This window comes from Steroidobacter sp. (genome assembly GCF_016790065.1).
GTDB lineage: Bacteria > Pseudomonadota > Gammaproteobacteria > Steroidobacterales > Steroidobacteraceae > Steroidobacter.
Window position 1 is genome coordinate 1 of sequence record NZ_JAEUPY010000772.1, and the last position, 10,700, is coordinate 10,700.

7 protein-coding genes and 1 pseudogene are annotated in these 10,700 nt (G+C 60.4%); 2 read left to right on the plus strand and 6 right to left on the minus strand.

What is annotated here, in order from left to right; translation table 11 throughout:
• A partial coding sequence (locus tag JNL55_RS31240; RefSeq protein WP_293863809.1) for a TonB-dependent receptor occupies positions 1 to 2,425 on the minus strand: 2,425 nt, incomplete at its 3' end.
• Between the two features lie 404 nt (positions 2,426 to 2,829).
• Here JNL55_RS31240 and JNL55_RS37570 point away from each other — a divergent pair.
• Positions 2,830 to 3,471, plus strand: a pseudogene (locus tag JNL55_RS37570) (serine/threonine protein kinase); the annotation flags it as partial.
• Between the two features lie 286 nt (positions 3,472 to 3,757).
• Here the strand turns inward: JNL55_RS37570 and JNL55_RS31245 are convergent.
• A complete protein-coding gene (locus tag JNL55_RS31245) occupies positions 3,758 to 4,423 on the minus strand; it encodes a hypothetical protein (RefSeq protein ID WP_293863812.1) in 666 nt (221 codons plus the stop codon).
• A 47-nt stretch (positions 4,424 to 4,470) separates the two neighbouring features.
• Between JNL55_RS31245 and JNL55_RS31250 the strand changes: the two genes are divergently transcribed.
• Entirely contained in the window at positions 4,471 to 5,124 is a 654-nt protein-coding gene (locus tag JNL55_RS31250) for a TonB family protein (RefSeq protein WP_293863815.1), read from the plus strand.
• On the opposite strand, the gene JNL55_RS31255 is transcribed toward JNL55_RS31250, so the two are convergent.
• From JNL55_RS31255 to JNL55_RS31270, 4 genes are all read right to left on the minus strand, one after another.
• Entirely contained in the window at positions 5,084 to 5,656 is a 573-nt protein-coding gene (locus JNL55_RS31255; RefSeq protein ID WP_293863818.1) for a hypothetical protein, read from the minus strand. The genes JNL55_RS31250 and JNL55_RS31255 overlap by 41 nt on opposite strands.
• A 65-nt stretch (positions 5,657 to 5,721) precedes the next feature.
• Positions 5,722 to 7,326 (minus strand): PepSY domain-containing protein, encoded by a 1,605-nt coding sequence (locus JNL55_RS31260; protein ID WP_293863821.1) that lies wholly within the window; start codon positions 7,324 to 7,326, stop codon positions 5,722 to 5,724.
• A gap of 4 nt (positions 7,327 to 7,330) precedes the next feature.
• Entirely contained in the window at positions 7,331 to 9,505 is a 2,175-nt protein-coding gene (locus tag JNL55_RS31265; RefSeq protein WP_293863824.1) for a TonB-dependent receptor, read from the minus strand.
• A gap of 182 nt (positions 9,506 to 9,687) precedes the next feature.
• Positions 9,688 to 10,680: a ribonucleotide-diphosphate reductase subunit beta gene (locus tag JNL55_RS31270; RefSeq protein WP_415923200.1), complete on the minus strand. Its 993-nt coding sequence runs from the start codon at positions 10,678 to 10,680 to the stop codon at positions 9,688 to 9,690.
• Positions 10,681 to 10,700: the final 20 nt, after the last annotated feature.

Here is a 10,700-nt window from a genome sequence, read left to right on the forward strand (position 1 = left end):
TGTAGGACGCCTGCACAAAGGTGCGATCCCAGTTACCGTCCCAGAACAACTCGAGCGCCTTGTAGGTGCGACGAGCTTTCGGCGACAACAGATCGCCGTCGATAGTGGTCTGCGTCAGCGTGCCATTGCCGTAGAAGTCCGTGAGGAACACGGCATCTTCGCCAGGATTGAACATGCGGCAGTAAGGGAAGCCGTCGTTCGGCAGTACGAACAGATTCGGATCGAGGCCGGCCGCCTCGCCCGCTGCCAGGATGGGCGTGTAGTCGCAGTTGTCGTCGATGGCGGCTTTGAGTTCACGATAGATGGCACGCGCACCGATGTTTTGATGTTTGGTGATGCTCATCTGCGCGCCGAGAATGAACTCGTCCTGATACATCGGATCCAGATTCTTCGAAGCGATGGTCTTGGCGTTCTTGGCTTCGCCAAATTCGCCGTTGATGTATCTGAACGTGCCTCGCGATACCAACCCCGTAGGTGCACCGGTAACAGCGTCGATGCCTGTGAAGTTGTAGTCCTCCCGAGTGAACAACGAAGCACTCGCGCCACGAACCGCGACACTCGCCGTCAAGGGCAATGCATAGCGACCCGCGTTGCCGTAGACCTTCAGCGATGAGTCACCCTTCACGTCCCATGAGAAGCCGAGCCGCGGACCGAACTGGTTGTTGATCTCTACATACGTTTCGCCCTGCCCATTCAGGTTTTTGAAACTGTCCCAGCGCAGGCCCGCAGAGAACAGGAATCTTTCGGTGATGTTCCAGTTGTCCTCCACATAGAACGCCCGCTGCTTGACCTCGACAGTGGCGCCTTGATTTACGATCTGCTCGCGAACCACGTCGACGCCAGCAGCTGTCGTCGAGTAACGCCACTGACGACCGCCTTCGATCGATTCGCCCGCCACCGATTCGAAGTCATCCAGGTCATAACCGAAGCGGACCAAGTGAGCACCAAGCTGCCACTCCGCATCGACGCGGAACTGATCGCGTTGATCCTCGGCATCCTCGCGCTCGATGCTGCCCGCGTTTGGGAAGGTCGCTGTGATGTTGCACGTACTTGCGTAAGTGCCCGTGATCGCGCGGCGCGCCGCCGGGCGAGCATCGACGATGACGGGACAGCCAGTCGCCGGTGTGCTCAGGTCGCCGCTGTATGCGACGCGCCGACCGTCCGCTGTCGTCAAGTGCAACCCTCGCGAGTACTTGCCGCGACCGTACAAGGCGGACACCGTGAGATCGTCGGTGATGTAGCTGGTGTACTTGCCCACCACGTTCAAGCCGCCACTCTCTTCAAATTGAGTGCCGATCAAGCGCAAGCGGTTGGCCGACCCGAGGGTGTTCAAGTACACCTTGCTGGTGGTTTCGTCCTGGTCCGAGAAACCGGTCAGCTCGAATGAATTGGCGTCGTTGATGTGCCAGTCCAACTTCAGCAACCAACTCGGGGTCTCGGTCTTGTCGCTGGTGTTGTTGGCTTGGGTGACATTGCCCCAGCGATCTTCGTCGTGCTCGCTGTAGCCGACCAACGCATAGGCGAACAGCTTGTCTTTCACCAGCGCGCCACTCGCCCAGACATTGGCGGTCCACTCGCCGGTCTCTTCTTCGGCATTGATGGAACGCACCGTACCGAAGCTGCTCGGTTCGAGCGGATTCGAGTACATCGCATTTCGAGTCTTGCTACGTAACGACGCCGGCGACCAATACACACTGGACCCGGACTGGAAGTCGTTGGTGCCGCGCTTGGTGGTCTGACTGACGACGCCACCCAGCGAACGACCGAACTCCGCGCCATAGCCGCCGGTTTTCACCTGCTGTTCGCCAATCGCTTCGAACGGAATCTTGGAGAAGTTCAGACCGCGGAACGAGTTGGTCACATTGAAGCCGTTCACGTAGTACTGATTTTCGGCAACCGACGAGCCGCCGAATGACGGCAACTTGCCGTCCGAGAACGCGAAGTCGCCGCGCACCGCACCTGGCGCCAACAGCGCCGCCGAAGTGAGATCGCGTAACACCGGAATCTTGGCCAATTGATCGGCGGACAGCACGGTCACCGACTCCACCGATGACACGTCGATCGGGTTGACGCGCACTCCAGTGACGAGAATATTTTCCATCTGCAGCACGCCAGCTGCCGTGAAGCTCACTGGTGTGCCCGTGCCGGCACTGACCAGCACGCCGTCGCGCACTGCTGTCGTCCCGTCGGGATGACGCACGGTTACTTTGTATCTGCCGGGTGAGAGTGCAGGCACGCGATACGAACCATCATTACTCACGGAAATCTCTCGACGAAATCCTGTTCCTTCACCTTCGACGATTACCGTGTCACCCGAGGTTGCCTGCCCGAACACACTACCGCCCGTGCTCTGGGCGACAGCGGCCGGCGCGGCAGCGATCAAGGTGGTGGCCACAGCCAATGCAAGTTTGTTTCTTATCAACATCGCAAGCTCCTCCGTAAGAGATGTTGTTTTTCGCTTGGCGCTCGAATCCCCTCTGCTTATTGATCTGTTCTGTCCGGTGCCGGGCTGGAACGCCGTTGCACGGACGCATCACCGCGTGTTTCGAGCATACAACTGCATTTTGGCGATTGATAGACAGATTGCTCGATTGATGTGCGCTGTTTTCGATACGAAAAAACGGGAGAATACAACGCTGATGCGTGATGCTCCGTGGTGCTTCAGGAAAGGAACGGCTTGAATCGTTGTATGTATACAGCGACTCATTCCGATGATTGGAGCAGTTATATCTCGCAACCCTCGCGCCGTTTTCTGGAGTGGATTTTGCCGTTTGATGGGCGTTCAGAAAACGGCAGAATCCAATCGGCACGGCCACCGAATATTCCTAAATGAACGCGACACCCAGACGCAGCAATAACACCGAGTTCTGGACTCGCCGGCAGGGCCAGATCGTCAATGGCGTGTTTCCTTTGCGCCGGTTGCTTGGCTGCTCTTCCTATAGCGCTGTGTTTCTGACTGAGCACAAGTCGAAGGGCTTGGCGGATGCTGCGATCAAATTCGTACGTGCCGATGCGGCGCTAGCCAAGGCACTGCTGCCGCAGTGGGAAGCGGCGGCGACGCTTTCTCATCCTCATTTGGTTAGTTTGTTCGATGTGGGGCGGTACGCGATTGAGGGCAAGGAGTTTGTTTTTGTTTTGATGGAGTATGCGGAGCAGACGCTCGCGGAGATTCTGCGAGCTCGGCCGTTGAGTGTTGAGGAGCTGTGGGAGTTGTTGATTCCCGCACTCGATGCGCTGACGTTTTTGCACCGGCGACATTTGGTGCATGGGCATTTGAAGCCTGCGAATATTTTGGCGGTCAACGATCGGTTGAAATTGACTAGCGATACGGTGCGGCCGCTTGGCCATGGGGTGGGCGGTGTTTTTGTTTCCTCGGCTCATGATGCACCGGAAATGAAGGCGCAGGGGGCTAGTACTGCGGGTGATGTTTGGAGTCTGGGCGCGACTTTGGTTGAGGCGCTGACGCAGCGGGTGCCTTCGTCGTCGTTCGATTTGGTGTTGCCGGCAGGCGTGCCGGCGCCGCTGGTGGAGACGATGCAGCGATGTTTGAGTTTGGGAGCGGCGGATCGGCCTTTGGTTATTGAGCTTAGAAGTGAATATAAGACTGTTCCCGCGGTAGAACCCGCCTCGGCGCCCTCGCCGACTCCGGCTGCAACCCGCCCCCCAGCCCCCGCTCCTACAGCCCGACCTCCCGTCTCGGCTCCGGCCCCGACTCTTGCAACCCAGCCTTCCGCCACGGCCTCAGCTCCGATCCCGACTACAGTTCCGACCCCGACTCCGGTTGTTTCGCAAACATCCGCACCGTCGCAGACTCTTCAGCCTTCACAGCTCTCGCGCCCCTCGCCGGCCTCGCAGCCTCAGCAGCCCTCTCAAATCTCGCAGGCCGTGCCGGACTCACAGGCAGCTCAAGTCTCGCGACCTTCGCAAGCCTCTGGGACTTCACCGACTCAACCTTCGCAGCCCTCTCAAACCTCGCAAGTCTCGCCGAGCTCGCAGCCACCTCTAGCCTCGCGACCTCCGCAGGTCTCGCAGACTTCACAGACCCAACCTTCGCAGCCCTCTCAACCTCCACAGGTCTTGCAGACTTCACCGACCCAACCTTCGCAATCTTCTCAAACCTCGCAGATCTTGCCGACCTCGCAACCGACTCAGGGCTCGCGAACTTCGCAAGCTTCGCAGGCCTCACAGACTCAGCCTGCGAAAGCATCGCTGCCGCCGCAGGCCTTGCGGTCACCGCAGACCTCGCCATCTTCTGAGGCCTCGCGACCACCGCAGACCGCTCCAGATTCTCAGGTCTCGCAACCTCAGCAGACATCGCGGACTGAGCACGGATTACAGCCGTCGCAAGTTTCGCGACCTTCGCAGGCCGCGCCAGCTTCTCAGGGCTCGCAGCCGTCGCAGACATCGCAACCTGAGCAAGCATCACAACACTCGCGGGGCTTGCCACCCTCGCGGGCGGCGGAGCGGGATTTGCGAGTTACGCTGGCTGCTGAGGAGGAGACGCCGACGCAGGGATTCTCGAAACGAGGATTGCTGATGATTGTCGGCGTGGCGTTGTTGGTGTTGATTGCGACGTGGTTCGTGCTGCGATCTCCGAGCAGCGAGCCGGGTGAAATGGAACACTCTCTCGTGACCGTGCCGAAGCCCAAGCCCGAGCCGGTGGAAGAAACCGATCGGGCTCGAACGCCCGAGATAGTAGATGCACCCACGCAGCCGGCGAGGTCGACGATCACCAAGCCGCAGGCTACGACACCAGCGTCGACGCCGAGCTCGGGGCCGAGCTTGAGGTCGAGCTCGACGGCGCCAAATCAGGTCGCGCGCGCGACGGCGCAGAACCCGGCGGGAGCGGTACTTCACGAAGCCCTCCCCACCGTCCCGGACAAAATCCGCAACGGCATCCAAGGTCGCATCTACGTCACGGTACGAGTGCTAGTCGATCCGGAGGGCAACGTCACGGGCGCGCTGATGGAAAGCCCAGGGCCAAGCAAATACTTCGCCCGCCTGGCCGACAACGCAGCGAGAGAATGGCAATTCGCGCCGGAGGACGGTGACCGCAGCCGAGTCTGGCGACTGACGTTCTTATTTACTCGAGACGGCGAAACAGTACGCGCAAGCGAGCAGTAGCATCAGGCCAGCTCGTATCCTCCGACTCGACCTCGTCGAGCAGCGAGCTAGCGCGATGCATAGCATCCGCCACCTCTTTCTCCAACCGCTGAGCACCAGTGAGCACGACGACGCCGGGCTGACGATGCAGCCACTGTTGACCTTCAACGGGCTGGTCCAGCTCCGGCATCTCTTGATCATCATGAGAAACGACCAGCACCGGCACGGACCGCGTCCGCGGATGCTGCCGCAACCGAGCCAGCACGGCATTCATGGGCACAACCGCCAACTCGGCGTTGAGCACGATCAAATCCGGCGTCTCAGGATCCTCGGCTAACAGGCCACGGTGAAAAAGAAAGCGCACCGCCTGCTCACCATCTTTGACACGCAAGACAGTGGCTTCGGGCTGATACCGTCTCACTCCATGAGCGATCGAAGTCCAAGTGTCATTGCTGGGTTCTGCGACCAGTACGTTGTAGCCCATGCGCGATGTGTTGTAGCTGTCCTCCTCTTGGACACGAAGCAACCCGGCAAATGGTTGCACCCTGGACAAGCATCGCCGCCTGCCCGGCATTGCCCTATGTAACTCCTACGTACAACTCCGAACCACAGCGCCGCTCAACCGGTTGCGATCGCTGCTTGCCGAGCCTGCGATGAACTCCGCCGTGGCGGCTCATAGCGTAGACGGCGCCAGCCAATGACCACCCCGATCACGGACAACATCAGTCCGCCCAGGGAAAACACGATCACGCACAGATCCCACAGCGGCCGACGCTGCCACAGCCACCAGATATCGAACGAATGCAGGCCGTTATAGAGCCAGCGATACACCCGATTGGTTCGAGTACTACGATCCAGAATCTGGCCGGTGAGTGGGTCGAGATGAAACCAAGTGTGCTGCTCATCATCGAAGCGCACACGAATGATGGGCAATGGCTTGTCGCCCCGCTCCAAATGGCGTGAGTAGTAATAGTTGTCGTATGCCGTGAGCACCACCGCTTCGGCCACCGACGCATCCGGGATCAGGCCAGGCGCGCGAGCCAACATCGTCGCCGCGTCGGGCAGCGTCGTTGCAGAAACGCTGCCGCCAACCATGCGAGTGCCGCCATCCTTATCGGTGACGCGATAGAAAGGCTGTCCCGAGTAATGCACCAGGTCCGCCTCGACCGCGAGCACGCCGAAGCCTTGCGAGGGCAATTCGAAATCGCCAATCGTCAGCGCCTTGCCCGCATATAAGAGTTGCTGAGCCTGCTCTGCGCGCCGGGGTGGATTGAGGCTCAGAGGATTCATGGACAGCAAGCCGCTGAACACCCACGTCACCGTCAACACGCCGAAGATGATGCCGGTGAAGTAATGCCAGCGCATCAACCCCTTGTAAGGCACTTGCGGCTTACCCGGCCTGGCGCGGCGGTTCCAACGCAACCAACCGATCCACAAGCCAGTCATCGCCAGCACCACACCGACGCCGGACAGGATGTCGACCAGCCACTCCCAGAAGTCCGGGTACTTGCGAACGAACGTCGGATACAGCCAGTGAGTGACGGCGCCGAAGTAGTTCAGCAGGCGCTCGGTGCTATGCGTATCCCGCACCACTTCGCCGGTAGTCGATGACACGTACAGCTCAGTGCCATCGGCATCGTTCACTGCATATCTCAACAACGGTCGATGATCGTTGAGCGCCGATGACACGGTCCACTGATCGGTCTGCACCGCGCGGTCGTAGCGAATAAAGCTGCCATCGAAAGGCGGGCCAGGCTCGCTTTGTGAAGCGGCAGTTCTCTGCACGAACGCCGCCGCAGCCTCCTCGCCCGTACGTTCCGTTACTTCCCTCAGTACCTCGCCGTTATCAGCAAACACGACGCGTGGTTGCGCACCGTTATCGGCATGAATCACGTAGGCCGGTCGCTCGGCGATCATTGCCAAGCGAACCGACCGTGGCGAGGGTTGCAGCTCCGGCTCGGCAACCGACACCTGCTCCAACGAGTTCGGTGTCGCCTTCCGAGTGAAGTCCTGCCACCGCAACTTGGTCAACGCATCCGCCGGCGTGAGCGTCGCTGACGAGAAATTCAGCAGCCGCGCTCCCGCCGCATGCTCCGGTCGGGAGAGCTGCGGGAACTCCACGTACATCATGAAGATCCCGCTGACGAACCACAGCGCGAAGAACAGGCACAGCACGATGCCCGCCCAGCGATGGAACAGATACAACTGCCGCTTGAAGCTCATGGTGTCAGAACGAGTACTTCACACCGAGTTCGAAGCTGCGCGGATCGGCCAGCTTCACCATCAAGCCGCCGCCGGACGCCCACTCGGCGTACTCTTCATCGCTGAGATTACGACCACGCAGAACGATCTGCGCGTGATCCCAGCGATAGCCGACACTGGCATCGAAGGTGGTGTACGCATCGAGCTGGATGCCGTTGTTGTTGTTCGCTTGCCGCTCACCCACGTGACGCGCGCCGGCAGTGAACTCCCAATCACCCAACGGCTTCACGAAGAACAAGCCAGCCACGAACTTGGGAACGTTGGGCGGTGTATTGCCCGAGCGGGAAATCACGCCCGCGCCCAAGTTCTCGAAGAAGTCTTCGTATTCCGCCTTCCACGTCCAAGCCGCGTGAGTGTCGACACGAAACTCACCGGGCAGGTTGAAGGCAATCGCGAACTCGGCGCCCTGCGACACCTGGCTGCCGACCTGCGAGTTGATGCGAACCCCGTCGACGATGTTGGACGTGAGCACGTCCTGCTTCTCGATATCGAACAGCGCGAACGTCAGGTCCGTGCCGCGGATCGAAGCCTTGGCACCGACTTCATATTGAGTGCCTTTCTGCAAACTGAAATCGTCCTGGCTCACCGTGAGACTCACCAGCTGCGACACCGGCTGCGCCGCGCGGCTGTAGCTGGCATACAGATTCAGATCGTCGGTCGCCTGGAAGATCACGCCGAGCCGGCCGGTGACCGGATCGTAGGATTTCTCATAGGCAGCCGCACCGACATACGACGTGCGTTCCACATCGATCTGTTCGTAACGCAAGCCACCGACCAGCTTCACACGCTCGATTGGCTCGAACACGTTCTCCACATAGGCCGCTACGGTGTCGGTGGTCACCTTCACGGTGCGCTGATAACTCACCGCCGGACCGATGCCGCGGTTGAAGCCGACCAGCGGCACATTGGCCGGTGTCGGAGAGCTCGCATAGGTCTGGCCGCTGTTGCGGATCTGTTCGTTGTCGTCGTACAGCGCACCGATCAGGAATGTGTTCGGCCGGCCGGCCAGCGTACCGCTCCACTTCAGGTCGAGCCGGTTACCGACTTGCAAGTCGTTACGATAGATCAGGAAGAAGCTGGCGCGCTCCACCAGCTGCGTGGCCGGATTCCACACCGTGCTCTCGGTGTTGCGCCAGTCCAGATGCTGAGTGGCCACGTAGGTCTCGTTACGCAGCGACCAGCGCTCCGACAAGTTCGAGTCGACGATGAAGCGCGTGAACGAGTTGTCGGCCTTGGAGAAGTTGTCCAAGTTGTTGTAGTTCAGACGACGGGTGCGGCCGTCGATGCGGGCGTTCACCAACCGATCGGTGGCGCTGCTGGCTTTACGCACTGATTGCAGGCCGTTCTGATCGATGACCGCGTCGTACACCAGCGGCGTGCCGTAGTAGCTGCTGACGCTGTCCTTCAAGAACGAGCTTTGCAGAGTGAGTGTCGTGTTGTCGGTGGCGTCGTAGCGGAGGGCCGCAGCGGCAGCCGTGTAGTCATAGCCGCTGCCATCGACATAGCCGTCCGACTGCGAGTGCGACACGTCGACACGGTAATAAAGATCGTCGATGCCCGCCGGGCCGCCCAACCCGAAGCCGGTGCGATAGGTATTCCAAGAACTGACACTGGCGGTCAGCTCGCCGGTGACGACCTCGTTCGGCAGCTTGGACACGTAGTTGATGGCGCCGCCGACCGCACCCTCGCCATAGAGCAATGAGGCCGGGCCCTTGAGCACTTCGATACGCTCGAACAAGAAACTGTCCAGCGGACGGGCCGACTGCGAGACGGTGTTCTGGCGGATACCATCGCGCATGACGGTGATGTCATTGCCAGCGAAGCCGCGCGTCGCGTAGTTCGGAATCGAGCCCACCGACGTGCCACCCGTCATGCCGACGGCGCTTTCGATGGCTTCGACCGCAGTCCGCGCGCCGCGTAGCTGGATCAACTCATGGGAGATCACCGACACGCTGGCCGGCAAATCGAACGCGTCGATGCCCAGCCGCGAGCCGGTCAGCACCGGCTCATCGAGCACCACCGTGCTGCGTTCCCGGCGTCCTTCGACGATGATGGCTTCCGTTTCATCCGGTTTGCGGTCGGCCGCGACTACTTGTACCGCCACCGCCAGCATTCCCACGCTGCCCGCCCATCGGGCCATCCCATGTCTGCTCACACTGCCTCACTTGTTGATTTTGTCGCTTGCAGCCGCACGCGATCCCGCCGCTACCCTGGGCAGGTCACTCATCTATCGCCAGTTAATTACGGTTACGCGGCGGCCTGTTACGCGCTACTGGTGCGTTAACGAGCCGTTAGCGGCTCGTTACTCGCCTGGATCACTGCTTAGAAAGCCTCGTCGAACGCCACTTCGCCCTGCACCCCGACCTGGTACGCCGAGACGCGCCGTTCGAAGAAGTTGGTCAGCTCCTGTACGTCCTGCAGTTCCATGAATGCGAACGGATTGCGAACGTTGTAACGCGCAGGTAACTGCAAGGCGCGCAGGCGCTGGTCGGCGACGTACTCGAGGTACTGCCGCATCTCACGCCGGGTGAGTCCGACCACTCCGCCGGACAGCACGTCCTCGGCGAACGCGGCCTCGCAGTCCACCGCCTCTTCGATCATGGTCTGCACCTGCTGAGCCCACGATGCATCGAATAGGTGCGGTTCTTCACGACGCACGTTGTTGAGCACCTCGAACGCGAACGCCATGTGGGCGCTCTCGTCCCGGAACACCCAGTTGGTGCCAGCCGCTAGCCCTGGCAGCAGGCCGCGAGAACGCAGGAAGTAGACGTAGGCGAATGCCCCAAAAAAGAACAGACCTTCGATGCAGCTCGCGAAGCAGGTCAGGTTCAACAAGAAGCGGCGCTTGTCGTCGTCGCTCGAGATCCGCTGCATGCCGAACACTTCATCGGTCCACTTCTGACAGAACTCCGCCTTGCGACGGATCGACGGGATGTTCTCGATGGCCGCGAACGCCTGCGCACGGCGCTGCTGGTCAGGCACATAGTTGTCAAGCAGCGTTAGGTAGAACTGGATATGCAGCGCTTCCTCGTACAGCTGACGCGACAGGTACATGCGCGCCTCGGGCGAGTTGATGTGCCGGTACAAGCTGATGACCAGGTTGTTGGACACGATCGAGTCGCCGGTGGCGAAGAACGCCACCAGGCGTTCGATCAAGTGCCGGTCGGCCGCCGTCATGCGCTGGCTCAAATGGCCCAGATCGATCTGGAAGTCGATCTCTTCCACGGTCCAGGTGTTCTTGATCGCAGCTCGGTACATTTCATAGAAGCGCGGATAGCGCATCGGACGCAGCGTCAAATCGAAACCGGAGTCCAGTAACGAAGCCTGGCGGGTAG

What these genes read in the sequence shown, in the direction of transcription:
- JNL55_RS31265 (WP_293863824.1), bottom strand. Translation starts at nt 9,505, where the DNA reads ATGGCCCGATGGGCGGGCAGCGTGGGAATGCTGGCGGTGGCGGTACAA.
- JNL55_RS31245 (WP_293863812.1), bottom strand. Translation starts at nt 4,423, where the DNA reads ATGCTTGCTCAGGTTGCGATGTCTGCGACGGCTGCGAGCCCTGAGAAG.
- JNL55_RS31260 (WP_293863821.1), bottom strand. Translation starts at nt 7,326, where the DNA reads ATGAGCTTCAAGCGGCAGTTGTATCTGTTCCATCGCTGGGCGGGCATC.